Origin of the sequence: Actinomadura sp. NBRC 104425 (genome assembly GCF_030269545.1) — a bacterium.
GTDB classification, from domain to species: domain Bacteria; phylum Actinomycetota; class Actinomycetes; order Streptosporangiales; family Streptosporangiaceae; genus Spirillospora; species Spirillospora keratinilytica.
Map to the genome: position 1 here is coordinate 43,428 of NZ_BSTN01000004.1, position 17,009 is coordinate 60,436.

17 protein-coding genes are annotated in these 17,009 nt (G+C 74.5%); 9 read left to right on the top strand and 8 right to left on the bottom strand.

Going from position 1 to position 17,009, the window contains the following annotated elements; genetic code table 11:
* Nucleotides 1-87 precede the first annotated feature (87 nt).
* The 4 genes from QSK22_RS08045 to QSK22_RS08060 all read right to left on the bottom strand — a co-directional run bounded on the left by QSK22_RS08045 (nucleotide 88) and on the right by QSK22_RS08060 (nucleotide 4,899).
* On the bottom strand, nucleotides 88-3,264 hold the full coding sequence (locus QSK22_RS08045; protein WP_285493377.1) for an AfsR/SARP family transcriptional regulator: 3,177 nt from the start codon (nucleotides 3,262-3,264) through the stop codon (nucleotides 88-90).
* A gap of 76 nt (nucleotides 3,265-3,340) precedes the next feature.
* Nucleotides 3,341-3,622: a hypothetical protein gene (locus tag QSK22_RS08050; protein ID WP_285493378.1), complete on the bottom strand. Its 282-nt coding sequence runs from the start codon at nucleotides 3,620-3,622 to the stop codon at nucleotides 3,341-3,343.
* Nucleotides 3,623-3,980: 358 nt separating this feature from the next.
* A complete protein-coding gene (locus tag QSK22_RS08055; protein ID WP_285493379.1) occupies nucleotides 3,981-4,226 on the bottom strand; it encodes a DUF5999 family protein in 246 nt (81 codons plus the stop codon).
* A 115-nt stretch (nucleotides 4,227-4,341) separates the two neighbouring features.
* Nucleotides 4,342-4,899: a hypothetical protein gene (locus tag QSK22_RS08060; protein ID WP_285493380.1), complete on the bottom strand. Its 558-nt coding sequence runs from the start codon at nucleotides 4,897-4,899 to the stop codon at nucleotides 4,342-4,344.
* 388 nt (nucleotides 4,900-5,287) lie between these two features.
* On the opposite strand from QSK22_RS08060, the gene QSK22_RS08065 reads away from it, so the two are divergent.
* The 6 genes from QSK22_RS08065 (at nucleotide 5,288) to QSK22_RS08095 (ending at nucleotide 8,565) form a co-directional block, all read left to right on the top strand.
* Nucleotides 5,288-5,506: a hypothetical protein gene (locus tag QSK22_RS08065; RefSeq protein WP_285493382.1), complete on the top strand. Its 219-nt coding sequence runs from the start codon at nucleotides 5,288-5,290 to the stop codon at nucleotides 5,504-5,506.
* Nucleotides 5,503-6,096 (top strand): AAA family ATPase, encoded by a 594-nt coding sequence (locus QSK22_RS33700; RefSeq protein ID WP_502872288.1) that lies wholly within the window; start codon nucleotides 5,503-5,505, stop codon nucleotides 6,094-6,096. Before QSK22_RS08065 ends, QSK22_RS33700 begins: the two co-directional genes overlap by 4 nt.
* Nucleotides 6,097-6,200: 104 nt before the next feature.
* Complete coding sequence (locus QSK22_RS08080; protein ID WP_285493383.1) at nucleotides 6,201-6,449, top strand: hypothetical protein; 249 nt, start codon at nucleotides 6,201-6,203, stop codon at nucleotides 6,447-6,449.
* Nucleotides 6,450-6,640: 191 nt separating this feature from the next.
* Nucleotides 6,641-7,378 (top strand): DedA family protein, encoded by a 738-nt coding sequence (locus QSK22_RS08085; RefSeq protein WP_352231421.1) that lies wholly within the window; start codon nucleotides 6,641-6,643, stop codon nucleotides 7,376-7,378.
* A gap of 63 nt (nucleotides 7,379-7,441) precedes the next feature.
* Nucleotides 7,442-7,963, top strand: coding sequence for a YbaK/EbsC family protein (locus QSK22_RS08090; protein WP_285493384.1), 522 nt, complete (start codon nucleotides 7,442-7,444; stop codon nucleotides 7,961-7,963).
* Complete coding sequence (locus tag QSK22_RS08095; protein ID WP_285493385.1) at nucleotides 7,960-8,565, top strand: HD domain-containing protein; 606 nt, start codon at nucleotides 7,960-7,962, stop codon at nucleotides 8,563-8,565. Before QSK22_RS08090 ends, QSK22_RS08095 begins: the two co-directional genes overlap by 4 nt.
* On the opposite strand, the gene QSK22_RS08100 is transcribed toward QSK22_RS08095, so the two are convergent.
* Nucleotides 8,566-9,660, bottom strand: a complete 1,095-nt coding sequence (locus QSK22_RS08100) for an FAD-binding protein (protein ID WP_285493386.1) — start codon at nucleotides 9,658-9,660, stop codon at nucleotides 8,566-8,568.
* Nucleotides 9,661-9,664: 4 nt separating this feature from the next.
* The gene (locus QSK22_RS08105; protein ID WP_285493387.1) at nucleotides 9,665-10,141 is read right to left on the bottom strand and encodes a MarR family winged helix-turn-helix transcriptional regulator; all 477 of its coding nucleotides are present in this window, start codon (nucleotides 10,139-10,141) and stop codon (nucleotides 9,665-9,667) included.
* A 309-nt stretch (nucleotides 10,142-10,450) separates the two neighbouring features.
* Between QSK22_RS08105 and QSK22_RS08110 the strand changes: the two genes are divergently transcribed.
* Complete coding sequence (locus tag QSK22_RS08110; protein WP_285493388.1) at nucleotides 10,451-11,848, top strand: alpha,alpha-trehalose-phosphate synthase (UDP-forming); 1,398 nt, start codon at nucleotides 10,451-10,453, stop codon at nucleotides 11,846-11,848.
* Between the two features lie 535 nt (nucleotides 11,849-12,383).
* Here QSK22_RS08110 and QSK22_RS08115 read toward each other — a convergent pair.
* On the bottom strand, nucleotides 12,384-12,983 hold the full coding sequence (locus tag QSK22_RS08115; RefSeq protein ID WP_285493389.1) for an ATP-binding protein: 600 nt from the start codon (nucleotides 12,981-12,983) through the stop codon (nucleotides 12,384-12,386).
* Nucleotides 12,984-13,179: 196 nt separating this feature from the next.
* Between QSK22_RS08115 and QSK22_RS08120 the strand changes: the two genes are divergently transcribed.
* Nucleotides 13,180-13,410, top strand: a complete 231-nt coding sequence (locus QSK22_RS08120; RefSeq protein WP_285493390.1) for a DUF397 domain-containing protein — start codon at nucleotides 13,180-13,182, stop codon at nucleotides 13,408-13,410.
* A gap of 82 nt (nucleotides 13,411-13,492) precedes the next feature.
* On the top strand, nucleotides 13,493-15,043 hold the full coding sequence (locus tag QSK22_RS08125; protein WP_285493391.1) for an acyl-CoA synthetase: 1,551 nt from the start codon (nucleotides 13,493-13,495) through the stop codon (nucleotides 15,041-15,043).
* 171 nt (nucleotides 15,044-15,214) lie between these two features.
* Here QSK22_RS08125 and QSK22_RS08130 read toward each other — a convergent pair whose 3' ends face one another.
* Nucleotides 15,215-16,765, bottom strand: a complete 1,551-nt coding sequence (locus tag QSK22_RS08130; protein WP_285493392.1) for a DHA2 family efflux MFS transporter permease subunit — start codon at nucleotides 16,763-16,765, stop codon at nucleotides 15,215-15,217.
* Between the last annotated feature and the right edge of the window lie 244 nt (nucleotides 16,766-17,009).

Genomic DNA, 17,009 nt, shown 5'->3' on the forward strand with positions numbered 1-17,009 from the left:
GGCAGCGTCCGGCCCGCCGCTGACCGCCGGTGCACCGTCCGCTGACCGGTCCGCCGACCGGGCGGTGCGCGGCCGGGCGGCGGGCCGTCAGGAGCCGTCGTCCGCCTCGCCGTGGGCGGCGGCGAGGGCCTCCTCCGGGGTCAGGGCGGCACCGCGGTCGTGGGCGGAGGCGAAGGCTGCGTCGCCGAGCAGCGCGCGCACCCGTGCGGTGACCTGGGCGGCGTCGGGCGTGCTGTGGGGCTGGCCGCCGCGCAGCGCGGCCGCGGCGCCCAGCAGGAAGGCGGCGCGCTCGGCGTCGCCCTCGCGCAGCGCGACGCCCGCCAGCCCCACGACGGCCTCCGCGCGGTGCAGGAAGACGGGGTGGTCGAACGACATGTCCAGCGCCCGCCGGTGCAGCCGCCGCGCGGCCTGCAGGTCGCCCTCGGCGACGGCCACCCAGCCGAGCCCGACGTGCGCCGCCGACTGCGCGGCCCGCGCGAGGAACCGCTCGCTGCCGAAGGCGTGCATCGCCGCCTCATACCGCCGGCGGGCCTCGGCCAGGTCGCCGCGCAGCCGCGCCACGTCGCCGAGCCAGCCGTACCCGGTTGCGATCTTGTCGGGGGCGCCCGACCGGCGGGCCAGCTCGACGGCCGCGGCGAAGTCGGCCTGGGCGGCCGCCAGGTCCCCGTCCTGCAGGGACATCAGGCCCCGGGTGCACAGCAGGTCGGCGGTGTCCTCCATGGCGCCGAGCGGTTCGATCATGGTGAGCGCCTCGTCCAGCAGCCGCCGGGCGCGGTCGCGGTCGCCCCGCCACGCGGTCAGCTGGGCCAGCTGGTCCAGGGTGTTGGCGATGCCCCACCGGTCGCCCACCGCCCGGAACCCCGCCAGCGCGGCCTCGCACTCGGCCTCGGCCTCCGGCAGCCGCGAGCGGAACTGCTGGATGAACGCCTGGCTCATGTGCAGCAGCGCCGTCGTCCACGGGGCGGAGCCGATCAGCCTGTCGTCCGCCACGGGGTCGTCGTCCCTCGGGCCGGTGGTCAGCCCCCACAGCACCAGCGTGGCCGGATACCGCAGCTCGCGGTCCAGGCGCCGCAGCGCGGCCGACGCCGCCTCCAGCAGCGGGCGCGCGTCCCCGCCGGTCACCTCCGACCCGCCCGACACCGCATTGGCGACGCAGGCGACGTACTCCTCCTCCAGGCCGTCCGGCGGTTCGGGGCCGATCACGCGCAGCAGCTCTGCGGCCAGCGCGGCGCCCTCGACCCGGCCGCGCAGCCACCAGTACCACGACAGCGCCGCGACCAGCCGCAGCGCCAGCGGCGGGTCGGCGCGCACGCAGTGCCGCAGCGCCGCGTGCAGGTTGCCGTGCTCGGCGGCCAGCCGCTCCAGCCACTCCAGCTGCTCGGGACCGCGCAGGTGCGGGTCGGCGGTCAGCGCCAGCTCCAGGAAGTACTCGGCGTGGGCGCGGCGCACCCGGTCGTGCTCGCCCGCCTCCTCCAGCCGTTCGGCGCAGAACGCCCGGACGGTGTCGAGCATGCGGTAGCGGGGGCCCCCGCGGACGCCCGCCGGGGCGGGCTCGGGCTGCAGCAGCGACTTGTCGGCCAGGCCGATCAGCAGCTCGTCGGCGTCGGGTTCGGGCAGGCCGCACACCCGGGCCGCCGCCGCGGGCGAGAACCCGCCGGCGAACACGGTCACGCGGCGGGCCAGCCGCCGCTCCTCCTCGCCGAGCAGGTCCCAGCTCCACCCGACGACATCGCGCAGCGTCTGGTGCCGGGGCGCGGCGGCGCGGCTGCCGCGCGACAGCAGCCGGAACCGGTCGTCCAGCCGCGCGGCGACCTCGTCCACCGGAAGGGAGCGCAGCCGCGCCGCGGCCAGCTCGATCGCCAGCGGCAGCCCGTCCAGCGCGGCGCAGATCCGCAGCACCGCCGGGAGCGTGCCGTCGTCGACCGCGAACCCGGGCCGCACGGCGGCGGCGCGGTCGGCGAACAGCCGGACCGCCGGGTACCGCAGGGCCTGCCCGGCGGGCAGCTCGGCGGGCGGCACCGGCAGCGGCGGCACCGGCCGCACCGACTCGCCGGTGACGCTCAGCGCCTCCCGGCTGGTGGCCAGGACCCGCAGGTCCGGGCAGGCGGTCAGCAGCCGGTGCGCGATCCGCGCCGCGTCCTCGACCACGTGCTCGCAGTTGTCCAGCACGAGCAGCATGCGGCGGCCGGTCAGCGCGGTGATGAGCCGCCCCACCGGGTCGACGGGCCCGGACGGCTCGCCCGGCGCCTCCGGCCGCACCGGGTTCTCCCGCAGGCCGAGCGCGCCCAGCAGCGCCTTCGGCACCTCCGCCCCGGCGCCGAGGGGGGCCAGGTCGACGAAGCACACCGGGCCCCGGTCGCGTGCCGCCGCCTCCACCGCCAGCCGCGTCTTGCCCGCGCCGCCCGGCCCCAGCAGCGTCACCAGCCGCGCCTCGGCGAGCAGCTCGCCCACCTGCCGCAGCTCCTCCTCGCGCCCCACGAAGCTGGTCAGCTGCGCGGGCAGCGAGGCGGGGGCGGGCGGAGCGGGACGCGGCCGGTCCAGGTCGCCGCGCAGCATCGACAGGTGCAGGTCCGACAGTTCGGCGGACGGGTCGGCCCCCAGCTCGTCGGCGACGATCCGCCGCCCGTCCTCGTAGACGGCGAGCGCCTCGGCCTGCCGTCCGCTGCCGTACAGGGCGCGCATCAGCAGGCCCCGGGCGCGTTCGCGCAGCGGGTGGGCGTCCACCACCTCTTGGAGGGCGGGCAGCACGGACGCGTTCTCGCCGAGCGCGAGCGCGGCTTCGGCATGGTCTTCCACGGCGGCGATCCGCAGCTCCTCCAGGCGCGCGGCCTGGCCGCCCTGCAACGGCACGTCCGCCAGGGCGGGGCCTCGCCACAGGTCCAGGGCCTCGCGCAGCGACGCCGCGGCGCGGGCGTGGTCGCCGGCGGCCAGGGCGTCGCGTCCCTCACGGGCCAGGCGTTCGAAGCGGTGGGCGTCCACGCTGTCCGGCGGGACGGCCAGGCGGTAGCCCGCGGCGGTGCCCTCGACGAGCTTGGCGTCCCCCAGGGCCCGGCGCAGGCGCGACACCTGGGACTGCAGCGCGTTCGCCGCCCCGGCCGGGGGCTCCTCCCCGTACAGGTCGTCGATGAGCCGTTCGGCGGGGACGACGCGGCCCGCGCCCAGCGCCAGCAGGGCCAGCAGCGCGCGCACCCGCGGACCCCCGACGTTCACGGCGCGTCCGTCGTCCAGACGCACCTCCACCGTCCCCAGAACGCCGAACCGCATGGCGGTGATTCTTCCGTATGGAGCGGTTCGGCGCGTGTGCGTCGCCGGTCGCCGCACCCGGGGCCGCGCCCCGGGGTCACCGGCGCAGGCCGCCCCCGGCCTCCTCTTCGCCGTCGCCCATCTCGAGTTCGACGTCGAGGTACTCGTCCTCGGGCCACAGGTGGTCGGCCAGCCAGGCCAGGTACTCCTCGTCGGCGGGGTCGAGGACGGCCGTCATCGACTCGGGGTGCCCGCCCGGCCCGTCGGGCTCGCCCGGGCGGCCCGGCGCGCCCGGAAGGCCGCCGGGGCGGGCAGGGCGCACCCACCGGCCCACCCACAGCAGGCAGGCCAGGGAGACCAGGACGAGGACCACGAACACGCCGCGCCGCCCTTCCGCGAAGAACCTTGCGTAAGGAGCAAAACAACTGAACGCTACAAGACCGGTTCCGGCGGCGGGGAGAGCGACATGCCGTGGCGGTGCGCCGCCGGGGCGGCCCGGCGACGCGTGAAAGCGTACGCCCGGGGCACGTTTTCGCAGCTCAACGCGCCGTCGAGACGGCGGGCGGGCTGGGCGCGAACAAACGTGCGGGCCTTCGGCCGTAGGCCGGCCGAAGGCCCGCACAACAGAGGAGACACGTCCCGCGACGGGGTTGGAGTGGTGCGGGGGATGCGCGGTCCGTGCTCCCCGGGGGGTCTGGTCGGTGAGCGTGCGCCGCCTCAGCCGGGCGGCGGGGCGTTCACCTCAAGGAGGCCGTCGCTGTCGCAGCGGTGCGGCGCGGCTGCGGGGCGGGACGGTGCGGCGCGATCACACGGCCGTCGGGCAGCAGCTCGCCGGTGTCTTCGAAGAGGACGATGCCGTTGCACAGGAGGCTCCAGCCCTGCTCGGGGTGGCTGGCCACGATGCGGGCCGCGTCGTGGTCGGCGCTGTCCGGCCCTGGACAGGGCGGCCGGTGGACACAGGCCGGGAGTCGCTGAGCGGTCACGGGATACCTCCACAGATGTCCTCAGATTTAGGACATACATCGAGTTTGCAGAGCATCGACCGAAACTCGCAAGCGGATGGCGGATTCTTTACCTTCCTGGCGTTTAATGCGGCGCTCAGGTGAGCAGGTCGCCCGCCTCGCCGCCCCCGGCCTCGTCGCCGCCCGCCACGTCCAGGCCCACCACCGAGCGGCATCCGGTGCAGATCCACTCGCCGACCACGGCCTCGGACCCGGCGCCCTGCGCCCGGTACGGGCGCGCGACCCGGCGCCGGCGCATGCCGTGGCCGCACGAGGGGTGCAGCAGCCTGCCGCAGTGCGGGCACGGCCACACGTCCTCGCGGCGCAGGCGGCACTGCGGGCACAGCGGGGACTCGTACGGCTCGGGCAGCTCGCCGGCCTCCAGCTCGGCGCGCCACTGCTGCTCCAGTTCCAGGTACTCGTCGCCGGGCCACAGATGGTCGGCCAGCCACGCCAGGTACTCCTCGCTGTCCTGGGTGAGGACGGCGGTGAGCGACTCGGGATGGTCGGCCGAGCCGTCGGCGTCCGGGGCGCCGGCGGACCCGGCCGGGTCGGCGGACAGGCGGGGGGAGCGCCCGGTCGCGAGCCACGCGGCGGCCAGCAGCGTCAGCAGGCCGAGGAGCGCGGCCGCGGCCAGGCCTGTCGCCGTGGGCATCGCGAGCTCCTTTCGCGATCTTGTGGCGGGAAACCAAGATCAGGAAAGCGGTTTACAAAACGCTGCGAACGCTACAAGAAAGGCAGTTATCGGAAAAGTCGATCAGAAAAGAATCTCCGACGGGGTCGGGCGGGGGCCGCCGCCCGGCGCCCCGGTCCCGTCCCCCGCGCCCGCGGCGGCCTGCGGATCCGGTGCGCCCGCCGTCCGCGGCAGGCCGCCGGGCGGCGTGACGCATCTCTCTCCGCGGCCCCGGCCGGACGGGCGCCCGCGGCGGCGCGACGCCGCGCCGTCCTTAAGTTCGCTTTCGCCCCGGACTGCTGTGATCGTCGCGTGCCGTCCGGCCGGAGCGGCCGGACACCACCGAGCGGAGAGCGAGGGGACGGCGAGCATGAGTCTCAGCGGACGTAAGAGGATCGTGATCGCGGCGGCCGGGCTGGCGGGGGGCGGAACGCCCGTCGCCGGGAGCGCGGCGCTGGCCGACAGCGGTCCGCAACCGGTCCGCACCGAGCTGCGGATCGTCGATTACCAGGCCCAGGACGCCGCCCGGACGGCCGAGGACTGCCCGTGGCGCCGCGGGCAGAGCTCCGAGGCCGCCGACACGCGATGAGCCGGCCGGAGGAGCACGGCCGGCCGGGCGCGCCGCCCAAGACCCCCGGCGGCATCGACGCCGCCCGGGTCCGGCCGCCGGCCAGCGCGCTGGCCGAACGGGCGCTGTTCGAGGTCAAACGGGTGATCGTCGGACAGGACCGGATGATCGAACGGATGCTGGTCGCGGTCCTGGCCGGGGGCCACTGCCTGCTGGAGGGCGTGCCGGGGGTGGCCAAGACGCTGGCCGCCCAGACCCTGGCCGGGTTCTGGCGCGGTGCCGAGACACGCCGCTCCCGCGACCGGGACCGCCGCACCGGCCTGGGCCTGGCGATCTTGCGCAGCATCGTCGAGGCGCACAACGGCCACGTGCGGCTGTTCTCCGCCCCCGGCGCGGGCAGCACGTTCGTGCTGTGGTTTTCGGTGTCGGCGGGCGGTGCGGGGACGCCGGGCTCCGGGCCGCCGGCGAGCGCGGCGCCGCCCGAGACCGACCCGCTGCCGCCCGAGACCGACCCTCTGCTCAGCCGCGCGCACCGCCCGACGACCGGGCCGCGCGGCGTCCCGTTCGATGAGCCTTCATCCGGCCGACACGAGCCCGCAACACGGGAATGAGGGAATGGCGGTGCCCGGCCCGGGCCGTGCGCGCCCGCGTCCCGGCGGCGCGCCGCCGCGCCCGGCGTCCGGGACGGCGTGAAGGGCGTGAGGGGGAGGCGCGCATGCGCAGGCAGACCGTCCGGTTCGACGAGGTGGTCGCCCGCTTCCGCGGCGTCCGGCTCTACGAACGCGACGCCGAGCAGGCCGTCTACCTGGCCGAGCGCGGCGGGCTCTGCCACGTGGTGATCACGCGGGAGGACGCGCCGCCCGGCGCCCCGGTCATGGCGACCGTGCTGGCGTTCGACAACGAGTGGGAGCGCGGCGCGCACCTGGCGTCCCGCCGCGGCGACGCGTCCGCCGCCCTGTCCTGACCCGCCCCGGCCCCGCACCGGCCCCGCTCCCGGCCCCGCTGCGTCACCCGCTTGGTCCCGAGCGCGGCCGCGTCCCGGGCGTTCGCCGGTACCCTGTGGTTTTCCGCAGGTGTCCGGTGCGGCGCACGGCCGGTGAACCGGGTGGTCGTTTTCATGGCGGGGCACACTGCGGCATCCGTAGCCTTTGGGACATGATCGCAATGACGCACCTGGCGCTCGCCGGGGGGCGGGCGGACGCCGGCGGCGCCGCCGAGCCGACCGGCGGCATCACGGGCTGGGCCACCGACCTGATGGAGCGGCTGGGCGCCATCGGCGCGGGCGCGGCCATCGCCCTGGAGAACATCTTCCCCCCGCTGCCCAGCGAGGTGATCCTGCCGCTGGCCGGGTTCACCGCGGCGCGCGGAGACATGAGCCTGGTCGCCGCGCTGATCTGGACGACGGTCGGCTCGGTGGTCGGCGCGCTGGCGCTGTACCTGATCGGCGCCATGATCGGACGGGTCCGCATCCGCCGCCTGGTGGCCCGGATGCCGCTGGTCAAGCTGGAGGACCTGGACCGCACCGAGGCGTGGTTCGCCCGGCACGGCGGCAAAGCGGTGTTCTTCGGCCGGTTCATCCCGCTGTTCCGCAGCTTCATCTCCGTGCCCGCGGGCGTGGAGCGCATGTCGATGCCGGCGTTCCTGATCTACACCGCGGCGGGCAGCGCCATCTGGAACACCGTGTTCGTGCTGGCCGGGTACCAGCTCGGCGACAACTGGCACCTGGTGGAGGAGTACGTCGGCGCCTACTCCAAGGTCGTCGTCGGGCTCGCCGGGCTGGCGGTGGTCGTCTTCCTCATCGTGCGCATCGTGAAGGGGCGCGGCAAGGGCGGCGGCCAGCCGCCGGGGGCGCACCGGCGCACCCGCGGCTCCCAACGTGAGCACGTCGGCTGACCGGACGGCCGCGGACACATGGCATCGTTGGGACGCGAAACGACACAGGGGAGAGACGAAGCGATGCTGGGAAACCTGGACTGGGCGCCCGCGGCCGAGCGGCCCGACCTGCTCGCCGAGCCGGTCGCCGCGGCCGTGCGCGACGTGCCGGAGGCGTACGTCGCGCCGATCGACCCGGCCCTGGCCGACACCGCCGAGTTCTGCGCGCACTACGACGTGCCGCTGGAGGCCAGCGTCAACTGCGTGATCGTCGCCGCCAAGCGGGGCGGCGAGGTCCGCTACGCCGCGTGCATGGTGCGGGCCACCGACCGCGCCGACGTCAACGGCGCGGTGCGCAGGCACCTGGGCGCGCGCAAGGTGTCGTTCGCCCCCATGGACGAGGCGACCTCCCGCACCCGCATGGAGTACGGCGGCATCACGCCGTTCGGCATCCCCGGAGACTGGCCGGTGCTGGTGGACGAGGCGGCCGCCGCGCTGCCGCAGGCCGTCGTCGGCAGCGGCATCCGCGGCTCCAAGCTGCTGCTGCCCGGCAAGGCGCTGGCCGCGCTGCCGGGCGCCGAGGTCATCGCGCTGGCCCAGCGGTGACCTCGCCCGCCCTGCGGCGCGCGCTGACGGCGCCCGGCCCGCCGCCGCTGCCCGCCCGCGCCGCCCGCCTGCTGGCCGACCTGGACGCCCCGCCCCGGCTGGCCGCCCACCTGCGCGCCGTGCACGAGGCGGCCGGCGAGCTGGTCGAGTGGATGGCCGCGGCGTACCCGGGCGTTCCGGTCGACGCCGAGGCGGTGCTGTTCGGCGCGGCGACGCACGACATCGGCAAGGTGCTGCACCCCGCCGAGCTGTCCGGCCCCGGCGACCGGCACGAGGCGGCCGGGCACGCCCTGCTGCGCGCGCACGGCGTGGAGGAGCGGCTGGCCCGGTTCGCCCGCACCCACGCCGCCTGGGACGGCGACGGCGTCACGGTCGAGGACCTGCTGGTCGGCCTCGCCGACAAGGCGTGGAAGGCCAAGCGCGTCCCCGACCTGGAGCAGCGCCTGGTCGACCGGCTCGCCGCCGCCTCGGGCGAACCGGCCTGGGAGGTCTTCCTCGAACTCGACGACGCGCTCGGCCGCATCGCCGCCCGCGCCGACGACCGCCTGGCCTTCCAGGCCGCCCACCCGGTCCGGGACGGCCGGGCGCAGGAGCCCGGCTGATCAGGAGGCGGGGTAGGGGACGCCGCCGGCGGCCGCGGCCCGCTCGTGCAGGCGGCGGTTGGCGGCCGCCATCTCCGCGGCCGTCCGGCAGCCGGGCGAGGCGGTGCGCAGCATGCCGAACAGCACCGGGTCGGCGGGGGAGCGCAGCATCGGCACGCGGCCGATCCGCAGCGCCTTGACCAGCACGACGCCGCTGAGGCCGACGTCGCGGACCTCCGTCCCGGCGAGCACCTCGCCGATCAGCTCCGCCGCGCGGGCGGCGGGCAGCAGCACCATCGCCCACGGATGCGGCCGCGCCCACTCGCCCAACCGGACCAGCTCCGCCACGTCCGGCCGCATCCGGTCGGCGAAGTCGCGGTAGGGGAGCCGCTCCACCTTCGACGGCGCCACCCCCTCGGGCGGACGCGTCCCGTCGAACACCGCGGCCTTGGCCTCGAACCGCCACCCCGCCTCGGCGGGCTTGGCCTGGCCGGAGACGTGATCGGCCCGGACGCGGCGCTGGAGGGCGACCAGGTCGCCCGCGTCCCGGCACGGCACCGTGCACACCAGCACCCGCTCGGGCGCCGCGACCAGCCGCAGCGTGGCCCGCGTGATGACGCCGTGCCGGCCCATGCCCCCGCGCACCGCGTCGAACAGCCCGCGGCGGCGCGACGCCGAGCACGCCGCGATCTCGCCCTGCCGGGTGACGACCTCCAGCGCCGACACGTTGTCGGCCTGCGTCCCGTGCACGTGGGACGTCCCGCCCACCCCGCCCGCCGACAGCGTGCCGCCCACCGTCAGGTCGAGGTGGTCGGTCAGCACCGGCGGCGTGAGCCCGTGCGGCAGGGTGGCGTCCAGCACCTCCCGCCACGTCGCGCCCGCGTCCACGGTGATGTGATCGCGGCCCACGTCGTGGACGGCCCGCATGCCGCGCATGTCGATCATGACGCCGCCCGGGGCCTGCGACTCGCCCGCCGTGGAGTGCCCGCATCCGCGCGCCGCCACCGGCAGGCCGTCCGCCGCGGCCCGCCGCACCGCGTCGGCCACCTCGCGCGCGCACGACGGGCGGGCCACGCGCAGCGGCCGGGTGCGGACGATGCCGCCGAAGTCGTCCACCGCGCTACCGGCGGCGCTGCCGGGACCGTTCGCGCAGCCGCTCGGCCACGCGGTTCAGTGCCTCGCCCAGCACCTCCAGCTCGTCGTCCGACAGCTGCTCGATGAGCAGTTCGCGCACCACCGCCCGGTGGCCGGGCCGGACCCGGGCCAGCGCGGCGGCGCCCTTGTCGGTCAGCTCCGCCCACACCGCGCGGCGGTCGGCGTCGCACGGCCGACGCCGCACCAGCCCGTCCTTCTCCAGCCCCGCCACCTGGTAGGTGAGCCTGCTCTTGGAGACCATCGCCTCGCGGGCCAGGTCGGACATGCGCATCCGGTGCCCCTCTGCCCAGTCCAGCCGCACCAGCACCTCGAACTCCCCGTGCGACAGCCCGCCGTCGCGCTTGAGCTGGCGTTCGATCTCGTGCTCCAGCAGGTGCGAGGCGGTCAGAAAGCCCAGCCAGGCGCGCATCTGCCGGGGATCGAGGGGCGAGGTGCCTGTCACATCACCATCATAGTTCGTTCGGATTTGAACTAACCGTCCGTGCGGACGTCGCCCGCGCCCGCTGACCGGCGCCGTTTCGGGTGGGAGCGAACACGCGATGCGGAACGACCGCGTGAACGGCCGAGTGAAAGCGACCGGAAGAGCGCCCAGGTCCCGGCCTGGTGCTATCTGTCGCGTTATGTACCGACTGGTTGCGTCTACAGCCCTGTCATGCCGATGTCATATGGATCACGGCAGAATGGCGAGAAGTTCCAGATTGCCGTTTCTGGGCATGTGATCGTCGAAGATTGCTGGGAAGGCGGTGCGTTGGTGACGCACGGTAGTGAGTTCGTGGTGGTGGCCAACCGGCTGCCGGTGGACCGGGTCGTCGACGAGGACGGGACGGCCTCCTGGCGGCGCAGCCCGGGGGGCCTGGTCAGCGCCATCGCGCCGGTGATGCGCCGGCGTCACGGCACATGGATCGGATGGGCGGGCGCGCCCGACGAGGAGCTGGAGCCGTTCGAGGAGGACGGCATGTCCCTGTGGCCGGTCAAGCAGACCAGGCGGGACGTCGAGCTCTACTACGAGGGGTTCTCCAACGCCACGCTGTGGCCGCTCTACCACGACGTGGTGGCCCCGCCGGTGTACTCCCGGGAGATGTGGGACGCCTACGTGAGCGTCAACGAGCGGTTCGCCGACGCGGCCGCCGAGGTCGCCGCGGAGAACGCCGTGGTGTGGGTGCAGGACTACCAGCTGCAGCTCGTCCCGGCCATGCTGCGGCGCCGCCGCCGCGACGTGCGGATCGGCTTCTTCCTGCACATCCCGTTCCCGCCGCTGGAGCTGTTCTGGCAGCTGCCGTGGCGGCGGCAGATCCTGGAGGGCCTGCTGGGCGCCGACCTGGTCGGCTTCCAGCTGCCCGGCGCGGCGGCCAACTTCGTCCGGCTGTGCCGCCGCCTGCTGGACGCCCGGCACTTCCGCCAGGACGTGCTGTGGGAGGAGCGGGTCGTGCGGGCGCGCGCGTTCCCCATCTCCGTCGATGTGGACGAGCTGAAGTCGCTGGTCGCCCAGCCCAGCGTGCGCGAGCGGGCCGAGGAGATCCGTGCCGACCTCGGCGACCCCACGATCCTGCTCGGCGTCGACCGGCTCGACTACACCAAGGGCATCGCCCAGCGCCTGCAGGCGTTCGGGGAGCTGTTCGAGGACGGCCACCTCAAACCGGGCCAGGCGGTGTTCGTGCAGATCGCCACGCCCAGCCGGGAGCGGGTCGAGCAGTACCAGCTGCTGCGCGACCAGATCGAGCAGCAGGTCGGCCGCATCAACGGCGACTACGGGGAGCTGGGCTTCCCCGTCGTGCACTACCTGCACACCTCCTACGACCGCGCCGAGCTGGCCGCCCTCTACCTGGCCGCGGACGTCATGGTGGTCACCCCGCTGCGGGACGGCATGAACCTGGTCGCCAAGGAGTACGTCGCCTGCCGCGACGACCTGCGCGGCGCGCTGGTGCTCAGCGAGTTCGCCGGCGCGGCCGCCGAGCTCAAGCGGGCCTTCCAGGTCAACCCGTACGACATCGACGGGCTCAAGAGCACCATGCTGGCCGCGATGAACGCCGACCCGGCCGAACAGGCCCGCCGCATGCGCGCGATGCGCAAGCGCGTCCTCGAACACGACGTCGACCGCTGGGCCAGGGACTTCCTCAGCGCTCTGGAACAGCCCCAACGGGTCAACTGACCCGCCGTCCCCCGCAGGGGGACCTTAGGGGGACACAGCCTTCCGAACCCCTGAGCGACCGACCCGACTGTGCCCCCCGCCGAAAGGACGGCTCCCCGGTCCGAACCCCGCGGATGACCGGTCCGAACCCCTGTGCCGCCCGGTCCTGAGGCGACCGCGTCGCGCCGGCGCACCACCCGCGCGCTTGTTGTGGAGCGTGCCACCGACTTGACGGACGCGCCGTCACCACCGCTCGTGCCCCGGGCCCGGCAGATGCGGGGACGCCGCGTCCGACCAGCCGCCGGCGCCGCGGCGAACGCCGCCCCCTCGTCGGCGCTCGCAGCCTCGCCGCAGCCCGCTCGGCGCCCTCTCGCACCGCCCGGACGGGGCGTTCCAGACGCGGCCCGAGACGCCGGCTCCCGGCTCGCGCCGACCTCCCCGCGCAAAGCCGCCCCCGCAGCCGGCGGTCTCGGGCACGCGGCAGGCGGCCGTCACCCGGCGGCCCCGGGCGGCTTCCGGCACGCCCGGGGAACCCGCGGGCGGGCCGCCCGGGGTCTCAGCGGCCGGTGGAGGCCGGGCGCAGGTCGAAGGCCGCCCAGACGGCCTTGCCGCCGGTGGACAGGGGCGCCCAGCCCCACGCGTCGCTGACCGCGCCGACCACCACCAGGCCGCGGCCCGCCTCGCCGAAGCGGTCCGGGTCGGGCTCGGCCTGCTCGGGCACCTGGGCGCCCGGGTCGGTGACGGCCACGACCAGGCGGCGCGGATGCCCCAGCAGCACCACCTGGATGGGGCACGGCGGCGCCGGGCGCAGCAGGCCCGTCAGGCCGTGCCGCAACGCGTTGGTGACCAGCTCGGACACCGTGACCAGGACGTCCTCGGCGGCGTCGGCCAGCCCCCATTCCTCCAGCGTGGCCCGCGTGAACTCGCGGGCCGCCTTCGGCGAGGCGGCGTCGGCGGGCAGCACCCGGCGGGCGGTGCGCGGACGCCCCGAGGGCGGCGTCGGCCAGTGGCCGGCCAGCCCCGGTGTGGCCGGCGGGACCAACGCCGTCGGGCCGGCGTCCGGCCACAGCGCCCGCCCGGCGGCCGCGGGCCGCCAGGCCCGCCTCCCCCCGTGCGCGGCCGGAGCGGCGACGTCGTCTGCCTGGTCAACGATCATTGTCAGACCCCAGTGGCGAGCGGGTGTTCAGTGCGCGGCGTTCGCTATCTTGCTCCCCATGTCGTGCAGATGCAAGACCGTCTGCATGAACCAATGCAAGAACGAATGCACGTGCATCTCGTACCATGGCTACAGGGGTGGGGCGAGATCGCAGCCTCCCGCGCGGGAGGCGAGACGGCCTGACAAGGGGGCACGCATGTACGGCGACGAGCTGTCGGACCTCTGGCGGCACGGACTCGTCTGGCAGAAGAGCCGCCGCAGCAACCCGAGCGGCAACTGCGTCGAGTTGGCCGAACTTCCCACCGGGGAGATCGCGGTGCGCAACTCCCGGTATCCGGACGGACCGATCCTCGTCTACACGCGGGAGGAGGTCGAGGCGTTCGTGGGCGGTGCCAAGGACGGCGACTTCGACCACATGCTGGTCTGAGCCGCGGTCCGGTCGGGACCGTCGGTAAACCGAAACCGAATCCCGTTCCATTTTGGCGTTCCGCCGGGTACCGTGCTGACGCATGCACCTGGGACAGATCGCCGAGCGATCGCCCGGCAGGCCCGCCGTGATCATGGCGGGCTCCGGGCGGATCGTCACGTACCGGGAACTCGACGAGGAGTCCAACCGGCTCGCGCAGCTCCTCCGTGCCGAGGGGCTGCGCCCCGGTGACCACGTCGCCTTCATGCTCGAGAACCATCCGCTGTTCCTGGCCGTGGCCTGGGCGGCGCAGCGTTCCGGGCTCTACTACACCGCCGTCAGCTCGCGGCTGCAGGCCGACGAGCTGGCCTACATCGTCGACAACTGCGAGGCGAAGGTCTTCATCTCCTCGCAGGCCCTGGCCGGCACCGCTGCGGCCGTCACCGAGCGCACACCCAGGGTGCGGCTGCGGCTGATGCTGGACGGCGTCGCGCCGGGCTTCGAGTCGTACGAGGAGCGGGTCGCGGCCCATCCGCCGACGCCCATCGCCGACGAGTGCGAGGGCGTCGACATGCTGTACTCCTCGGGCACCACCGGCCGCCCCAAGGGCGTCAAACCGGAGCTGCGGCTGGACCCGATGGGCACGCCGGGCCCCCTCTACCAGCTGATCTCCCTGCTGTTCCAGCCCGACGGCGACTCGGTGTACCTGTCCCCGGCGCCGCTCTACCACGCCGCGCCGCTGCGCTACAGCCTCACCTTCCAACGGTTCGGCGCCACCGTCGTGGTGATGGAGAAGTTCGACCCCGAGCAGGCCCTCGCGGCCATCGACAAGTACGGGGTGACGCACAGCCAGTGGGTGCCCACCCACTTCATTAGGATGCTCAAGCTGCCGCCGGAGGTGCGCGCCCGCTACGACCTGTCGACGCTGCGGTGCGCCGTGCACGCCGCCGCGCCCTGCCCCGTCCCGGTCAAGGAGCAGATGATCGAGTGGTGGGGCCCGATCCTGCACGAGTACTACGCCGGGACCGAGGGCAACTGCTTCGTCTACACCGACTCCCAGGACTGGCTCACCCACAAGGGCACGGTCGGACGGCCTCTGCTGGGCGAGATCCACGTCCTCGACGAGAACGGCGACGAGCTGCCGCCCGGCACGCCCGGCACCCTCTACTTCGGCGCCGGCCCCGAGTTCGAGTACCACGGCGACGCCGAGAAGACCGCCGCGTCCCGCGACCCCAAGGGCCGCGGCTGGACGACGCTCGGCGACGTCGGCTACGTGGACGAGGACGGCTTCCTGTACCTGACCGACCGCCGCTCCTACATGATCATCAGCGGCGGGGTGAACATCTACCCGCAGGAGGCCGAGAACGTGCTGGCCGTGCATCCGAAGGTCGCCGACGTGGCGGTCATCGGCGTGCCGGACCCCGAGATGGGCGAGTCGGTCAAGGCCGTCGTGCAGCCGGTGTCCATGGACGACGCGGGCTCCGAGCTGGAGGCCGAGCTGATCGCCTACTGCCGCGAGCGCCTGGCCCACTACAAGTGTCCGCGCTCGGTCGACTTCCGCGCCGAGCTGCCCCGCCACGCCACCGGCAAGCTCTACAAGCGCCTGCTCAAGGACGAGTACTGGAAGGACGCCGCCACCGGGCCGCGGCCCTGACCCGCGTCCCCTCGCATCCCGCGCCGGGCGGCCCCCGGCGTGGCATCCGCCGCCCCGCGCCCGGGGCCGCTCCGTAATCGCCTTCGAGGCGGGATGAGAGGGGCGTACAGCGGAGAACGCCCCGCCCCGAAGGCTGAGACCTCGGGACGGGGCGTTCGGCCGTGCGGATGCTCAGTGCATCGGCATGGGCGCGTCGACGGCGCCGTCGGGCTTCTTGCGCGGCAGCATCAGCGCCGGGATGAAGGCCAGCACCAGCAGCGCCAGCGACCACCAGTAGGTGGTCTGGAACGCGTCGGCCATCTTGTTGAAGACCTGGGCCATGACCTCGGGCGGCACCTGCTGCGCCTGCGCCCCGGCGGGGGCCTCGGCCGCGCCGCCGCCGGTGGGCAGGTCGCGGGCCCGCAGCTGGGAGGCCAGCAGGACGGCGATGAACGCGGTGCCGATCGAGCCCGCCACCTGCTGGATGATGTTCAGCGCGGTGGAGGCCCGCGGCACCTCGTCGTGCTGCAGGGTCTGCATGGCGGCCGACATGGTCGGCATCATCGTCATGCCCATGCCGAGCCCCATGACGAACAGCGCGGCGCCCAGCCCCCAGTACGAGGCGTCGGCGGTGAGCTGCGAGGCGAAGCCCGCGACGCCCAGCACCACGATGGTGAGGCCGATCCACACGACCCGGCCGGGGCCCACGCGGTCGGTGAGCTTGCCGCCGATCGGCATGGTGACCATGGCGCCCACGCCCTGCGGGGCCAGCAGCAGGCCCGCGGTGAACGCGCTCTCGCCGCGCACCGACTGGTAGTACAGCGGCAGGATCAGCATGGCGCCGAAGAAGGCGCAGGCGAACAGCACCAGCGTGCCGGACGCGGTGGCCACCGAGCGGCGCTGGAACAGCCGCAGGTCGATCAGCGGGTTCTTGTTGTGGCGGCCGAGCGCGTGGACGACGAACCCGAGCGTCAGCACCGCCCCGGCGATGGTGGCGATGAGCACGTTCGGACGGCCGAAGTCGGACTTCTCCGCGCCGGTGGCCAGCCCGTAGATCAGCGCGGCCAGCCCCGGCGACAGCAGCAGCAGCCCGAGGAAGTCGAGCCGCTCGGCGGGGCGCGGTTCGTCGCGCTTGAGGATGCGCGCGGCCAGGAACAGCGCCACCGCGCCGATCGGCACGTTGATGTAGAAGATCCAGCGCCAGGAGACGTCGTCGACCAGCCATCCGCCCAGGATGGGGCCGGTGATCGGGCCGAGCAGCATCGGGATGCCGACGATGCTCATCACCTGGCCGACCCGCTGCGGGCCGGCGGCCTGGGTGAGGATCGTCATGCCGGCGGGCATGATCATGCCGCCGCCCAGGCCCTGCAGCACCCGGAAGGCGATCAGGGACTCGGCGTTCCAGGCCGTGCCCGCCAGCGCGGACCCGGCGACGAACAGCACGATCGACAGGATGTACAGGCGCTTGGTGCCGAACCGCGCGGAGGCCCAGCCGGTCACCGGGATGACCGTGGCCAGTGCGAGCGTGTAGCCGGTGGCCACCCACTGGATGGTGGCGAGCGACGCGTCGAAGTCCTCGGACAGGTGCTTGAGCGCGACGTTGACGACGGTCACGTCCAGGATGGACATGATCGCGCCGAGGACGACGACGATGGCCACCGCGAGCACGCCGCGGTCGAGCCCTCCAGCGGACGCCGAGTCCGGCGGATCGGCCTTCGTCTGCGAAGACGCGGGAGCGGTCAAAACGGTCTTCCAATCATCTGGGCCCGGGCATGCGGGCGCGACGGGATCACGACGGGGCTTCGGGATGCCGCAGCAAAATACTGCAGCGACTGACACTTTCGCGAACGATTAAACCCCCGCCGTACCGGGAGTATTCCGGCGGGGTCTGACATTTCCGTGCACGTCGGCCGTCTCCCCCTGCAACGGGCCGTGACCCGCAGCGCCATGCGGATGTGACATACCCGACATCCCCCTCAGGCTCCCC